The 13790-nt window shown below is 62.3% G+C and carries 14 protein-coding genes; 8 read left to right on the top strand and 6 right to left on the bottom strand.

Going from position 1 to position 13790, the window contains the following annotated elements:
- The first annotated feature begins 6 nt into the window (after nt 1–6).
- Nucleotides 7–1296 carry an L-rhamnose catabolism isomerase gene (rhaI, locus tag JI748_RS09320; RefSeq protein ID WP_201629824.1) on the top strand — a complete coding sequence of 430 codons (1290 nt, stop codon included), beginning with the start codon at nt 7–9 and terminating at the stop codon, nt 1294–1296.
- Here rhaI and JI748_RS09325 read toward each other — a convergent pair whose 3' ends face one another.
- Nucleotides 1297–2205, bottom strand: coding sequence for a LysR substrate-binding domain-containing protein (locus tag JI748_RS09325; RefSeq protein ID WP_201629825.1), 909 nt, complete (start codon nt 2203–2205; stop codon nt 1297–1299). It abuts the gene before it with no gap.
- Between the two features lie 122 nt (nt 2206–2327).
- Here JI748_RS09325 and JI748_RS09330 point away from each other — a divergent pair, with 122 nt between their 5' ends.
- A complete protein-coding gene (locus JI748_RS09330) occupies nt 2328–2522 on the top strand; it encodes a hypothetical protein (RefSeq protein ID WP_201629826.1) in 195 nt (64 codons plus the stop codon).
- 37 nt (nt 2523–2559) lie between these two features.
- Nucleotides 2560–3033 carry a Cys-tRNA(Pro) deacylase gene (gene ybaK / locus JI748_RS09335; RefSeq protein WP_201629834.1) on the top strand — a complete coding sequence of 158 codons (474 nt, stop codon included), beginning with the start codon at nt 2560–2562 and terminating at the stop codon, nt 3031–3033.
- Nucleotides 3034–3101: 68 nt separating this feature from the next.
- On the opposite strand, the gene JI748_RS09340 is transcribed toward ybaK, so the two are convergent.
- The 4 genes from JI748_RS09340 to JI748_RS09355 form a co-directional block, all read right to left on the bottom strand.
- Nucleotides 3102–3248, bottom strand: coding sequence for a DUF1127 domain-containing protein (locus JI748_RS09340; RefSeq protein ID WP_201629835.1), 147 nt, complete (start codon nt 3246–3248; stop codon nt 3102–3104).
- A 254-nt stretch (nt 3249–3502) separates the two neighbouring features.
- Nucleotides 3503–3637 (bottom strand): cytochrome bd-I oxidase subunit CydX, encoded by a 135-nt coding sequence (gene cydX / locus JI748_RS09345; RefSeq protein WP_201629836.1) that lies wholly within the window; start codon nt 3635–3637, stop codon nt 3503–3505.
- Nucleotides 3638–3647: 10 nt separating this feature from the next.
- Nucleotides 3648–4793 (bottom strand): cytochrome d ubiquinol oxidase subunit II, encoded by a 1146-nt coding sequence (gene cydB / locus JI748_RS09350; protein ID WP_201629839.1) that lies wholly within the window; start codon nt 4791–4793, stop codon nt 3648–3650.
- Nucleotides 4790–6385, bottom strand: a complete 1596-nt coding sequence (locus JI748_RS09355; RefSeq protein WP_201629843.1) for a cytochrome ubiquinol oxidase subunit I — start codon at nt 6383–6385, stop codon at nt 4790–4792. The genes cydB and JI748_RS09355 overlap by 4 nt, the downstream gene beginning before the upstream one ends.
- Before the next feature lie 144 nt (nt 6386–6529).
- Here JI748_RS09355 and cydD point away from each other — a divergent pair, with 144 nt between their 5' ends.
- Together cydD and cydC are read left to right on the top strand one after the other, a co-directional pair.
- Entirely contained in the window at nt 6530–8248 is a 1719-nt protein-coding gene (gene cydD, locus JI748_RS09360) for a thiol reductant ABC exporter subunit CydD (RefSeq protein ID WP_233280476.1), read from the top strand.
- The gene (gene cydC, locus JI748_RS09365) at nt 8245–9897 is read left to right on the top strand and encodes a thiol reductant ABC exporter subunit CydC (protein ID WP_201629846.1); all 1653 of its coding nucleotides are present in this window, start codon (nt 8245–8247) and stop codon (nt 9895–9897) included. The genes cydD and cydC overlap by 4 nt, the downstream gene beginning before the upstream one ends.
- On the opposite strand, the gene JI748_RS09370 is transcribed toward cydC, so the two are convergent.
- The gene (locus JI748_RS09370) at nt 9894–10616 is read right to left on the bottom strand and encodes a Crp/Fnr family transcriptional regulator (protein WP_201637195.1); all 723 of its coding nucleotides are present in this window, start codon (nt 10614–10616) and stop codon (nt 9894–9896) included. The two genes, cydC and JI748_RS09370, sit on opposite strands and share 4 nt — an antisense overlap.
- A gap of 157 nt (nt 10617–10773) precedes the next feature.
- Here JI748_RS09370 and JI748_RS09375 point away from each other — a divergent pair, with 157 nt between their 5' ends.
- From JI748_RS09375 to JI748_RS09385, 3 genes are read left to right on the top strand one after another with little or no spacing between them, the layout of a single operon-like run.
- Nucleotides 10774–12990, top strand: coding sequence for a heavy metal translocating P-type ATPase (locus JI748_RS09375; RefSeq protein ID WP_201629847.1), 2217 nt, complete (start codon nt 10774–10776; stop codon nt 12988–12990).
- Complete coding sequence (cueR, locus tag JI748_RS09380; protein WP_201629849.1) at nt 12987–13385, top strand: Cu(I)-responsive transcriptional regulator; 399 nt, start codon at nt 12987–12989, stop codon at nt 13383–13385. The genes JI748_RS09375 and cueR overlap by 4 nt, the downstream gene beginning before the upstream one ends.
- Nucleotides 13382–13576: a heavy-metal-associated domain-containing protein gene (locus JI748_RS09385; protein ID WP_201629851.1), complete on the top strand. Its 195-nt coding sequence runs from the start codon at nt 13382–13384 to the stop codon at nt 13574–13576. Before cueR ends, JI748_RS09385 begins: the two co-directional genes overlap by 4 nt.
- Nucleotides 13577–13790 lie beyond the last annotated feature (214 nt).

Consider the following 13790-nt stretch of genomic DNA (forward strand, 5'->3'; position numbering starts at 1 on the left):
AGAAAAATGACCGAACACATCATCGAAGCTTCCATCGTCGAAGCGGAAAACGCCAAGCGCGAGGCCGACCTCCGTCGGGACTATGAAACCCTGGGCGAGCGCCTTGACCGCCGTGGCATCGCCATCGATGCGATCAAAGCCAAAGTCGCAAAATTCTCTGTGGCCGTCCCATCCTGGGGCGTCGGCACCGGTGGGACGCGCTTTGCCAAGTTCCCGGGCGCCGGCGAGCCGCGCGACATCTTCGACAAGATCGAAGATTGCGCCGTCATTGCCCAGCTGACGCAGGCGACCAAAACCATCTCGCTCCACATTCCATGGGACAAGGCCGATCCGAACCGGTTGAAGCAGGCAGCGAGCCGCTTCAACCTGGGCTTCGATGCCATGAACTCGAATACGTTTGCGGACGCCAAGGGGCAGATGCAGAGCTACAAGTTCGGCTCGCTCTCGGCCTATGACAAGGCGACCCGCGACCAGGCGATCGAGCATAATCTGGAATGCATCGAGATCGGCAAGACGATCGGCTCGAAGGCCCTGACCATCTGGATCGGCGACGGTTCGAACTTCCCCGGCCAGGTCAATTTCGCCGACCAGTTCGCCAACTATCTCGACTCGGCCAAGGCCATCTACGCCGCCCTGCCCGACGACTGGCGCGTTTATACCGAACACAAGATGTACGAGCCGGCTTTCTATTCGACGGTCGTGCAGGATTGGGGCACGAACTACATCATCGCCAAAGAACTGGGCGATAAGGCCTTCTGCCTCGTCGACCTCGGCCACCACGCCCCGAACGTAAACATTGAAATGATCGTCTCCCGCCTGGCACAGTTCGACAAGCTCGGCGGCTTCCACTTTAACGACTCTAAGTATGGCGACGACGACCTGGATGCCGGTTCGATCGATCCCTATCGCCTGTTTCTGGTGTTCAACGAGTTGGTGGACATCGAAACGCGTAACGCGGACTTCCACCCGGCCCATATGCTTGACCAGTCGCACAACGTCACCGACCCGATCGAGTCGCTGATGTTGTCGGCGTCCGATGTGCAGCGTTCCTATGCGCAAGCTCTGCTGGTGGATCGTGCTGGGCTCAAGGCTGCTCAGGAAGCCAATGATGCGCTCGCCGCGACCCAGGCACTGCGGCTGGCCTTCCGCACCGATGTCGAGCCGATCCTTGCCATGGCGCGGCTCGACCAAGGTGGCGCTATCGATCCGCTGGCGGCCTATCGGGCATCGGGTTACCGGGCCAAGGTCGCCGAGATCCGTCCTGAAGTCGAAGGTGGTTCGGGTGGCATCGTCTAATTAGTCGATCGCCTTGCCTCGCTGCGACAGTCGCAGCGGGGCTGTCGCCTCGACAATCCAGTCGCGGAATGCCTTGATCTTGGGCTGATTGCGGCGCGACTCCGGATAGACCAGGTAATAAGCGTGGCCGTTCCATCCGACGGTCTCGAAGGGCTGCACCAGCCGGCCCGACGCCATTTCTTCCGGGTAGAAGGCGGGCGTCATCATCGCAAACCCGCGGCCTGCGGCAACGGCGGCCGCCTCCATATATTGGGACTCCAGGCGGCTGAACGGCCGGTCGTCGAATTTCGGCGGCGCGATGCCGCTCAGTTCAAGCCACTTGATGAACCAGGGATCGTCGGGCGTGATCTGCGGCACGCGCAACAGGTCGCGTGGTTCGCGGATCTGGTACTCTTCCATGAGTTTAGGGCTGATCATCGGGGCAAATTCGGCGTTGAGCAGCCGGTGGTAAACCAGGCCCTCGACTTCCCGGCTGGTGGCGCGAATGACGGCGTCGAACTCTTCGGCAGCGAAGTCGACCAGGTGCCCTGAACTTTCGACGCGCACCGCGATGTCGGGATGCGACAGCTGGAAGAGGCCGATATTGGGCGCGAGCCACTGGCTGGCAAAGGTGGGAACGCTGCTCAGTGCCAGCATGCCGTCGATCTGGCCGCGCGAGCGGGCGAAACCACTGCGCAAGAGATCGAAGGCTTGCGCCACTTCGGGAGCGAGCCGGATTCCGGCTTCAGTCAGTTCCACCTGGCGCGGCTTGCGCAGGAAAAGGGGCGTGCCGACGCGCTCTTCAAGCAGGCGGATCTGGTAGCTGACCGCGGCCTGAGTCATGCCCAGCTCTTCTGCCGCACGGGTGAAGTTGAGGTGGCGGGCAACGGCTTCGAAGGCCCTGATGGCAGCCAGCGGTGGCAGCGTCATGCATAAACTCTCCTTATGCACCCCTCTCGACGTTTAGTTGGAATGCATAAGCATGCAGCGGCATGATGAGGCTCAAGTCAACCAGCTTGGAGCACTGACCATAAGGCCAGTGAATGCTCGTCATGTTCACCTTGCCCAGTTTTCTCGCCTTTTTGCTGCCCCTGCCTGCCCTTGGAGATCCCGAAGGACTGGAGCGCCGGCGCCGGCTCAACCTGCTCCGCCTGCCCAGCCATTTGCGCCGGGACATCGGCGCCGATGATTACGAAAACCCGGCCGACGATCCGCGCTGGGCGCGACGGTTCGACCTTGAACGGTAGTGCTTGAGCTTTAGCGGACTTGGCCTAAAACAGCGTCATGTCCAAGACCACGCCCGCGACCCTTGTTCTGGCTAAGGCCGGCATCGCCTTCACTCTTGCGTCCTATGAGTACGACCCCAATGCGGAACGCGTGGGGTTGCAGGCGGCCGAGGCGATGGGGGTTTCGCCGTCTGAGGTGTTCAAGACGCTGATGGCCGAGCTCGATGGCAAGCCGGTCTGCGCCATTGTGCCTTCCGATGAGGAGGTCAACATGAAAAAGCTCGCGGCAGCGCTGGGTGGCAAGTCGGCGCAGATGATGAAACCGGCGGATGCAGAGCGCCTTACGGGCTACAAGGTCGGCGGCATCTCGCCGCTTGGGCAGCGCAAGTTGGTGCCCATAGTGCTCGACGAGCTGGCGATGCTTTACGACGAGATTTATCTCAATGGCGGACAGCGCGGATTGCAGATCCGGATCGCGCCTGCGGACCTTGTAGCGGTGCTGAACTGCAAGACCGCTGATGTGGTGCGCTAAGAGCGGGCTCAAACGATGAAAGGCGCCCTGGTGGACGCCTTCATCGGACACTTAGCGATGCAGAGAACTTAGGCTGCGTAGGTGCCGCGAGCGATGTTCTTGATGTCGCCCTTGGTGATGCCGAGATCGTTCAGCTGGCGTGCATCGAGCGAGTTGAGTTCGCGGATGGTGCGCTGGTAACGGGCAAAGTCGGCAAGCTTCTTGGTGATGTTCATTTCGGTTCCCCTTCGTTCGATGGCCTCTATGTAGACCCGTGAGGTCGTGATTAGTAGTTGGCCTTGCTGCACATCCGTTATGCACGTTGTGCAAACGAAAGAGGCACGTCAGTTCATGAAGGGTTCATCTGCCGCTTTAGCCGCAACGAAGTGTTAAGCAAGGTTAACCGGCTAAAGCCCTGTTTGGAAATGAAGAAGCCCGCATGCTGGATGGCGCACGCGGGCTTTCCCATTTTTGACCATCTGGTCAGGAGCTATGCGTCAGCATGCACCTTCTCGCCTTTTGTTCGCGCAATGCGGCGATCTTCGCGCAGCTCGAACCACATGGCGTTGAGGATGCCGAAGGCACAGGCGAGGCCAAGGCCAAGGATCCAGGAAAAATACCACATCTTAGATCTCCTAATAGGCGTTGGGATTCTTGCTGAGGCTGTCTGTCGACACCGTGCCGCGCATCACCCGGAACACGAAGCCGGTGTAGAGAATGATGATGGGCAGGAAGAGCAAGGTCATCAGCAGCATGATGAAAAGCGTGAGATGGCTCGACGAGGCGTCCCACAGGGTAAGACCGGAATCGGGCTGCGTGGCCGACGGCAGGAAGAACGGGAAGAGCGACAAGCCCGCCGTCGAGATGATGCCGAAGATCGCCGTGCTCGACCCGAGCAGAGCGAGGGTCCGGGCTCGGCCGCGGAGTGCAATGGCCGCCACGGCGAGGCCGGCAAAGGCAATTATAGGTGCCGAGAGCATCCAGGGATAAAGCCGGTAATTGTTGAGCCAGCCGCCGGTGACCAGTTCAACGGTCTTGGATAGGGGATTGATTGGGCTATTGGGGTCGATGACGCTGGTGACGACGTGGCCAGGAAGGAAGCCAAGCCAGAAGCCGGCAAGCGCGAACAAGGCAGCGGTGACGAGCGCGGCAAGAACGCCATAGGTTCGGGCGCGTTCGGCCATGGCGCCTTCGGTGCGCCCGGAGATCACTGCGGCGCCCTGCACCACGATCATGCCGACGCTGACCAGCCCTGCCAGAAGCGCAAAAGGCATCAGGAGGCCCAAGAAGTTGCCGGTGTAGAAGATGCGCATGGTGTCATCGAGGTTGAAGGGCGCGCCGAGGAGCACATTGCCGACGGCCACGCCCATGATCAGTGACGGGACGACACCGCCAATGAAGAGGCTCCAGTCCCAGACCGAGCGCCAGCGCCTGTCTTCCACTTTCCCGCGGAATTTGAAGCCGACAGGCCGCAGGATCAGCGCCAGGAGGATCACCAGCATGGCGAGGTAGAAGCCTGAAAAGCTCACCGCATAAAGCGGCGGAAAGGCCGCAAAGATCGCGCCACCGCCCAGGATCAGCCAGACCTGGTTGCCTTCCCAGGTTGGGCCCACGAGGTTGAGCAAAATACGCCGCTCATCGTCGGTGCGGGCAGCGAAGGGCAGAAGCGCACCAACGCCCAGATCGCGGCCACCCATAATGGCAAAGCCTATCAAGAGCACGCCCAGCAGCAGCCACCAGATCAGCCGCAGGGTTTGGTAATCGAGGGGAATGCTGCTCACGATCCGAGCTCCTGGGTGACGGGGGTTTTCGGCAGGGCTGCGATAACGAAATCGTCTTCATCGTCAGCCGCCAGGAACTTGTCCTTGGGGCCCGCCTTGACGGTGCGGATCATCAGGAAAACCATGACGATGAGCAGGGCCGTGTAGAGCAGCACGAAGAAGCTCAGCGACAGGACGAGGTCGAGCACCGTGAGGCCCGACGCGGCGTAGAAGGTGGGCAAGACGCCTTCCACTACCCAGGGCTGGCGGCCGAACTCGGCGATGAACCAGCCCGACTCGATGGCGATCCAAGGCAGCGGCAGGGTGAAGACGCTGAACCAGAGGAACTGGCGGTTCGTCTCGATCCAGCCGCGCGATGCCCGGTAGAACCAGACCCCGAAGAAGGCGATGAAGAAGAAGCCCAGGCCCATCATGATGCGGAAGGTCCAGAACAGGGGCCAGACGCTGGGCACCGTGTCGGCGGCAGCCTGGGCGATCTCCGCATCCGTGGCGTTCTCGACATCTGCACGATAGCGCTTGAGCAGGAGTGCATAGCCAAGGTCGGGCCAGGTTTGTTCGAAAACGGCGCGTGCTTCGGCATTGCCGTCGGCGCGTATCTCTTCGAGCGCCTGGTATGCAACAAGACCGGAGCGGATACGCTCATCGGCGCGAGCCACCAATTCGTTGATGCCGTCGAGTTCTTCGGTAAGCGAGCGCGTGGTGATCAGACCACCCAGCCACGGGACCTGCAATTGCCAGATCGGCGTGCCATCTGCGCCGGGGATGGCCAGCACGGTCCAGGGAGCCGGTGCCGGTTCGGTGTGGAAGCTTGCCTCGATGGCGGCGACCTTCATCTTCTGATGCTCGGTCGCGACATACCCGCTCTCGTCGCCGAGGACGACGACCGACAGGGCGGAGGCCAGACCGAAGCTGGCCGCCACAACCATCGAGCGCTTGGCAAGTTCGATATGCTTGCCCTTGGCGAGGTAGAGCGCCGAGATGGCCAGCACGAACACGGCGCCGCAGAGATAGCCAGCGCTAACGGTATGGACGAATTTGGCCTGCGCGACGGGGTTGAAGATCACCGCGATGAAGTCGGTGATCTCCATGCGCATTGTGTCGGGATTGAACCGGGCGCCGACCGGGTTCTGCATCCAGCCATTGGCGATCAGAATCCAAAGCGCGGAGAAGTTTGCGCCGATAGCGACGAGCCAGGTGACGACCAGGTGACCGATTTTGCTCAGACGGTCCCAGCCGAAAAAGAAAAGGCCGACAAAGGTGGCTTCAAGGAAGAAGGCCATCAGCCCTTCGATAGCGAGAGGCGCACCGAAGACGTCGCCGACATAGTGGCTGTAATAGCTCCAGTTCATGCCGAACTGGAATTCCATGACGATGCCGGTGGCGACGCCCATGGCGAAGTTGATGCCGAAGAGCGTGCCCCAGAACAGGGTCGCCTTGCGCCACACCGAACGCCCGGTCATCACATAGACGCTCTCCATAATGGCCATCATGAAGGAGAGGCCCAGAGTCAGCGGCACGAAAATGAAGTGATACATGGCGGTGGCAGCAAACTGCCATCGCGAAAGGTCGACAACGAGACTGTCGATCGGCATTAGGATGCCCCATGGTTGCGGCGGCCGGAATCGGGGCTGCCAATAGCCCTTCCCTACGCTCCTCGGGTGGAGCGTACCTTGATCCAGATCAAGGCGGGTCCATCCTAAGCCGACTAGGGTAAGCGTTAGTTGAATGGAGCGCCCGTGACCGCCCGAAGCCAAACATCGAGGAAGGCGCTGAACCGCTTGCAACGGCATGGCGGGGCTGCCTTGTGGCTTGCCATGATCTTGCCGCTGATCGGAGGCGGGCTCCTGGTCTGGCAGGCCTGGACACTGGCGCATATTCTGGGTGAAGCGATCGAAAATCATGCGGCGCCCCAGGCGCTGATGCCGTCGGTGTTGCTGATCTTAGGGCTGCTGATCGTCCGGGCGGGTCTCGGTGCCATCGGTGAACAGGCAGGGCTGGTCGGTGCCGAGGCAATCAAGCAGCAGCTTCGGCAGGTGTTGTTCACGCAGCGGCTGGCGCGTTCGCCGCGGGATGCGGATGCGCCGGCCTCGGGACTTTCGGCCAGTGCCATAGTGGACCAGGTCGAGGCGCTCGATGGCTACTTTGCGCGCTACCTGCCGGCATCGATCCAGGCGGCACTTTTGCCGCTGGTGTTCGGCGCGATCATCCTACCGCTCGACTGGGTCGCAGGGGTGCTGTTTCTGGTCACCGCACCGTTGATTCCGATTTTTATGGCGCTGGTGGGCTGGGGCGCGCAACTTGCCACCGACCAGCAGGCACAGGCGCTGAGCCACCTTTCCGGCCGCTTTGCCGATCGCTTGCGGGGCATCCTGACGCTCAAGCTCTTTGGGCGCGCCGAGGTCGAAACAGCTGGAATTGTTCAGGCAAGCGAAGCCTTGCGGGTACGCACCTTGCGGGTGCTGCGGATAGCCTTTTTGTCTTCAGCGGTGCTCGAGTTCTTTGCCGCGTTGGGCGTGGCCGGGGTGGCACTTTATGTAGGCCTCACCTTTATCGACTATCTCCACCTGCGGACAACGCCGCTGACACTTTCGACCGGCATGTTCCTGCTGCTGATGGCGCCGGAGGTTTACAACCCGCTCAGGCTCCTGGCTGCCCATTACCATGACCGGGCGACGGCGAAGGCGGCATTGCTGGAGATTGAGACGCAGCTTGGCGATTTTCCGGAGGCCGCATCGCCGCTTGCCGACATCGAACCGCGAGCGGGCACTCCAATCGGGGTGGAGCTCGTTGGTCTGACATTGCGGACGCCCGACCGGATGCGGGCTGTGCTTCAGGATCTGTCGTTGAGCGTTAAGCCCGGCCAGCATGTGGCCCTGCTTGGTGCGAGTGGGTCGGGCAAGTCGACCCTCCTCGAGCTTCTAGCGCAACTGCGCGATGCGGAGGGGTCCGTGCAACTGGATGGCCGCGCCATCTCGGATTGGCCGGAGGCGGAGCTGCGGGGCCGGAGCTTCCTGTTGCCGCAGAAGCCACGGCTGATCCATGGCAGCATTGCCGACAACATCGCGCTGGCACGGCCCGGTGCCTCGCGCCGGGACATCCAGCGGGCAGCGGAGCAGGCCTCAGTGGCGCCGTTTGCCGCGGCGCTGCCGGACGGGCTGGATACCATCATCGGCGAGGATGGGCTGGGGCTGTCCGGCGGACAGGCGCAGCGGGTTGCCGTTGCGCGGCTCTTTCTGCGCGAGGCAGGCTTGATCCTCCTCGATGAGCCAACTGCGCATCTCGACCAAGCGCTGGAGGCTGAAGTCATGGTCAATATCCTTTCCTTCGCGCAGGGCCGTACCTTGATCATTGCCACCCATTCGCTTGCCGTGGCCGCAAGCATGGACAAGGCCTGGCGCATTGCGGGTGGTGGGCTGCTCGACATGCCGGTTCGCCGGAGAAAGGGCGCAGCATGAGGGCGCTTCTAACATTTCTGCCGCTCTTCAGGAGGCGCTTGGGGGCATTGCTGCTGGCGCTTCTTTTGTCGCTGATCACGATTGTATCGGGTGTTGGACTGCTGGGGACGTCCGGGTGGTTTATCACCGCATCGGCACTGACCACGGCTGGGCTGGCCTTCAACCTCTTTGTCCCTTCTGCGGGCGTGCGGGCCTTCTCCTTCGTGCGCATTCTCGCGCGTTACGGGGAACGACTGATCGGTCATAATGCAACGCTGCGGTTGCTGAGCGATCTGCGCGGCTGGTTATTTTCAGCGCTATTTCCGCGCCTGCCGCTCCCGGATCGTTCGCTGCGCCACGGCGACCTCGTCAGCCGGCTGACGGCCGATGTAGACGCGCTGGACACGGCCTTCCTGGTTGCGGTGGGACCGCTGGTATCGGCTGTGGTTGTCGGCGCCGGAATGACTGCAGTGCTGGTCTGGCTGCTTCCGGGAGCCGCCCTGCCCTATGGCTTGGCCATCGCCGCGGCTGCCCTCGTTGTGCCCACGTTGATGGTCGTGCTTGGCCGCAGTGCCGGACGGCGGAGTGTCGAGGCCAATGCGGAATTGCGGGCGCAAGTCTTGGATGGCGTCGCGGGGCATGCCGATCTCACCGTGCTTGGCGTGCTCGGAACCGCAGTGCGGCGTTTCGCCGGGGCAGGTCTCGCAGCAAGCGGGGAGCGGCTTCGGCTGGGCGGGCTGGCGACCGCAGGTGGCTTTGCCGTCCAGGTGCTGGCGGCGCTGGCGCTGGTCGGCACTCTGCTCGCCGGGCTGGATGCGGTAGCCGCGGGAAGGCTGGACGGGCCTGTGATGGCGGGGTTGCTGCTGGCCGTGCTCGCGAGCTTTGAGGTGACCAGCACGATCGTGCGCAGCGTCAGCAAGGCGACCAGTGCCATGGCTGCGGCGGAACGGCTGCAAGCCTTGGCGGCGCTGCCGCCAGCTGTCGCTGAACCAACGCAGCCCCAGGTCATAGCTCCGGATGCCTCGATTGGCTTTGATTGTGTCACCTTCGGCTACGGTTCGCTGCCTCCGGTACTCGACGATTTCTCGCTCGCGATTGGAGCTGGCGAGCGGATCGCCATTAGCGGGCCGAGCGGCTCGGGAAAGTCTACTATCCTGCGGCTCCTGCTGCGGCTTGCCGAACCGCGTCAGGGGCAGGTTAAGCTAGGTGCGACAAGTATAAATAAGTTTGCCACGGCCGATCTGCACGCCCATATGGCGTTGCTCAGCCAGGATAGTCCGGTGTTTATCGACACTGTCCGCAACAATCTGCTGATCGGGCGCGACGATGCCAGCGACGAAGAGCTCTGGGTGGCGCTGGGGAAGGCGCAACTGGAAGAGCATATTGCGAGCTTGCCCAGGGGGCTTGATACTCTGATCGGCGAAGCGGGCCGCACCCTGTCAGCGGGGCAAGCACGTCGACTGTGCCTCGCGCGGGCGCTTCTCTCCGATGCGCCAGTGCTGTTGCTGGACGAGCCGACCGACGCGCTGGATCGTGAGACGGAGCTGGCATTTTTCGAGACGTTGGCAGAGGCTACCCTGGGACGAACCGTGGTGCTCGTGACCCACGCTATCCTGCCCGAGGGCACCGTGGACAAGACTTACACGTTGCGCGACGGTCGCCTGCGCTAACCGCAGCGCAGGCGCAGGCGGGCGAGGTCGGGGACCGTCACATGGCGGTAATTGTGGATCTCGATGACGCCATCGGCCTTGAGCCTGGTCATCTGGCGGCTGACGGTCTCGATGGTGAGGCCCAAAAAGTCGCCGATATCGGCACGGCTTAATGGCAGGTCGAAGGTCGTGACCTCGCCCTCGTCCGTCGGATCGATGTGGGTCGCGATGAGATAAAGGAAGCTCGCGACCTTTTCGGCAGCGCTTTTACGGCCCAGCGTCACCATCCAGTCGCGCGCTTCATCGAGTTCGCGCAATGCCTGCAGCATAACGCGGCGCTCCAGAGGCGCGCTCTCGGTCAGCATGGATTCGAGGACAGACTTGGGAATGAGGCAGAGGTCGACCTCCGACGCCGCTTCGGCGCTGACGCGGCTTTCGGTTGCGAAGGGGCGGCCGAGGAGGTCAGGTGCAAATTGGAGACCGACAACCTGCTGCCGCCCGTCTTCGAGCACCTTGGTGAGCTTGACCACGCCGCGCAGTACATTGGCAAAGGAAGCGATCGGCTCAGCATCGGCCATCAGTTCCTCGCCCGGAGCGCGGCGAACGCGGCGAGTGGACTTGGAGACGGCAACGAGCTGCTCGGGCGTAAGCGAGCCGCAGATGCCCTGATGCCGGGCTTCGCAACTTTGGCAAAGCAGCGGAATGTCTGAATTGTGGATGTCTTTGCGAACCGTCTGCATCATCTTGGCTCCGGTGACAGAGCCGAAATAATCCTCACGCGTCGCAACTATAAGACGCGTGAATGTCGCTGTGCCAACTGGTCGCAGCAATTCGCGCCCGCGCCCTTGACCTTACCATAATGGGAAGGTCTATATGGATGAGGACGAGGTGAAACCGATGAACCAGCACGTCCCGCAACCAGTAACTCTCGACATCTCCGGCATGACCTGCGCCTCCTGCGTGGCGCGGGTGGAACGCGCCCTGCTAAAAGTGCCGGGCGTCGAATCGGCTTCGGTAAACCTGGCGACGGAACGCGCCACCATCGCTGGCGGTGACAGCGGAGCGCTGCTCGAGGCGGCGCGCAAGGTGGGCTATTCGGGGGCCTTGCGGCAGGCAGATGCGCCGGCGCAGGACCATAGCCACCATGACGAGGATGCAGCGGCGCTGCGGCGGGATGTGATCATTGCGGCCATTCCCACCGTGCCGCTGTTCGCGATCGAGATGCTGGGGCATCTCCATATGCCGTTCCACATGTGGCTGATGTCGGTCGTCTCCATGGACGCGCTTTGGCCGATCTATTTCGTGCTTGCCACATTCGTCTTGTTCGTGCCGGGATTGCGTTTCTTCCGCCATGGCATCCCTGCCCTGCTGCGGGGCGCACCGGAGATGAATTCGCTTGTGGCGCTGGGCGCTGGAGCGGCCTGGCTCTATTCAAGCGTCGTCACCTTTGCGCCGCAGCTGGTGCCGGCGGAAACGCGCTTTGTGTATTTTGAAGCTGCAGCCGTGATCGTGACGCTGATCCTCGTGGGGCGCTGGCTCGAGGCTTTGGCCAAGGGGCGGACCGGGGAGGCTATTCGCCGGCTGGTGCAGCAGCAGGCCAAGACGGCGCGGGTCGAGCGGCACGGCGCGACCATGGACGTGCCGGCAGAAGACGTGCGCGTCGGCGACATCATCGTGGTGCGGCCGGGCGAGAAGATCGCGGTGGATGGCGAGATTGTGGATGGGGCGAGCCATATCGACGAGTCGATGATCTCGGGCGAGCCTCTTCCCGTCTCGAAGTCTACGGGTGCAACCGTGATCGGCGGCACGCTCAACACGTCGGGCAGCTTCCGCTTTCGCGCCACCAAGGTGGGTGGCGACACCATGCTGGCCCATATCATCCGCATGGTCGAGGACGCACAAGCGGGCAAGCTCCCGATTCAGGCGGTGGTCGACCGTATCACACTGTGGTTCGTGCCGGTGGTGATCGGGCTCGCGGTTTTGACCGCCCTAGCCTGGCTGGTGTTCGAACCGCAGTTCGCGCTGGTCAATGCCGTGGCCGTGCTGATCATCGCTTGTCCCTGTGCCATGGGGCTGGCGACGCCCATGTCGATCATGGTGGGCACAGGCCGTGCGGCGCAGCTGGGCGTGTTGTTCCGCAAGGGCGAGGCGCTGCAGCTGTTGCGCGACGCAAAGGTCGTTGCCTTCGACAAGACCGGCACGCTGACCGAGGGCCGCCCGGCGCTGACCGACTTCATCCTGGACGATGATTTCGAGCATGACGAGGTTCTGGCTTTGGTTGCGGCGGTCGAAAGGCGCTCCGAGCACCCGATTGCCCTGGCTATTGTTACAGGTGCCGAAACGGCGGGGATGGTTTTGCCGGAGGTGGAAAGCTTTGCTTCCGAACCGGGCCGTGGGGTGTCGGCGACGGTGGGTGGCCGCAAGGTCGAAATCGGCTCCGAGCGGATGTTTGCCGGGCAGGAGCTGGCCGATTTCAACACGGCCCGGCTGGCGGCCGAGGGCAAGACGCCGGTTTTCGCTGCCATAGACGGCAAGCTGGCCGCAGCGATCGTCGTTGCCGATCAGGTCAAGCCGACCAGCAAGGCGGTGATCGCTGCTCTTCATGCGTTGGGAATCGAAACGGCCATGATCTCGGGCGACAACCGGCAGACGGCGGAAGCGATTGCCAGGCAGCTAGGCATCGACCGCGTCGAAGCCGAAGTGTTGCCGGCAGAGAAGCTCACGGCGATCAAGGCGCTGCGCGAGCAGTTCGGGACGATCGCCTATGTCGGTGACGGCATCAATGATGCGCCCGCCCTGGCCGAGGCCGATATCGGCATCGCGGTGGGCTCTGGGACAGATGCGGCAATCGAAAGTGCCGATGTGGTGCTGCTTGACGGCGACCTGCGCAAGGTCGCGACGGCGCTTACGCTCAGCCGGGCGACGTTGCGCAACATCCACGAAAATCTCGGCTGGGCCTTCGTCTATAATGCGGTGCTGATCCCGGTCGCGGCTGGTGCTCTCTACCCTGCGTTCGGTATCTTGCTGTCGCCGATGCTGGGCGCCGGAGCAATGGCTCTGAGCTCGGTATTCGTCATCGCCAATGCCCAACGCTTGCGCGGAGTAACGCCATGAATATCGGGCAGGCTGCAGAGCGGTCCGGCGTCTCGGCCAAGATGATCCGCTATTACGAAGGCATCGGCCTGATCACCGCCCCAGCACGCACGGGCAGCAATTATCGGGTCTATGGCGAAGACGAAGTGCATGTATTGCGCTTCATCAAGCGGGCGCGGACGCTAGGCTTTTCGGTGGAAGAGACGGCGACCCTACTAGGTCTCTGGCAGGATAGATCGCGCGCCAGCGCCGAGGTGCGTGACATTGCCAAGGAGCATATCGTGGCGCTCGAAACCAAGATTGCCGAGCTCAATGGCATGGTCTTGACGCTAAAACATCTGGTCCATTGCTGCCACGGCGACGACCGGCCCGACTGCCCAATCCTGGAAGATCTTGCACAAGGAAACCCACAATGAAGCATACGATCCTCGTCAACGACATGACCTGCAATCACTGCGTCGGCACGGTCCGCGGCGCGCTCGAAGAAGCGCTACCCGGCGCCGAGGTCGAAATCGATCTCGACAGCCATAAGGTGAGCTTTGAGGGCGACCGGGCAAAGGGTGAAATGGCTATCCGCGAGGCTGGGTATACGCCAGAGGCTGCTTGAAGCTCGAATATGCGAGGATTTGGTGAGCTCCAGCGGCACCAAGGTTTAGGCGGGCGTCGCCCGGAGCTCGGATTATAAATGCGTTGGATCGGGCGACGTTCCTGCGACATTGTGACCAACAAAAAGGGCGCCTTTCGGCGCCCTTCCTGTTTGTCCGTTGGAGCCATTCGAGCACAGCTCTCATTGCCTTCTCGCCTCTAATCGTTCCACCGGA

Origin of the sequence: Devosia rhizoryzae, from assembly GCF_016698665.1 — a bacterium.
Lineage (GTDB): Bacteria > Pseudomonadota > Alphaproteobacteria > Rhizobiales > Devosiaceae > Devosia > Devosia rhizoryzae.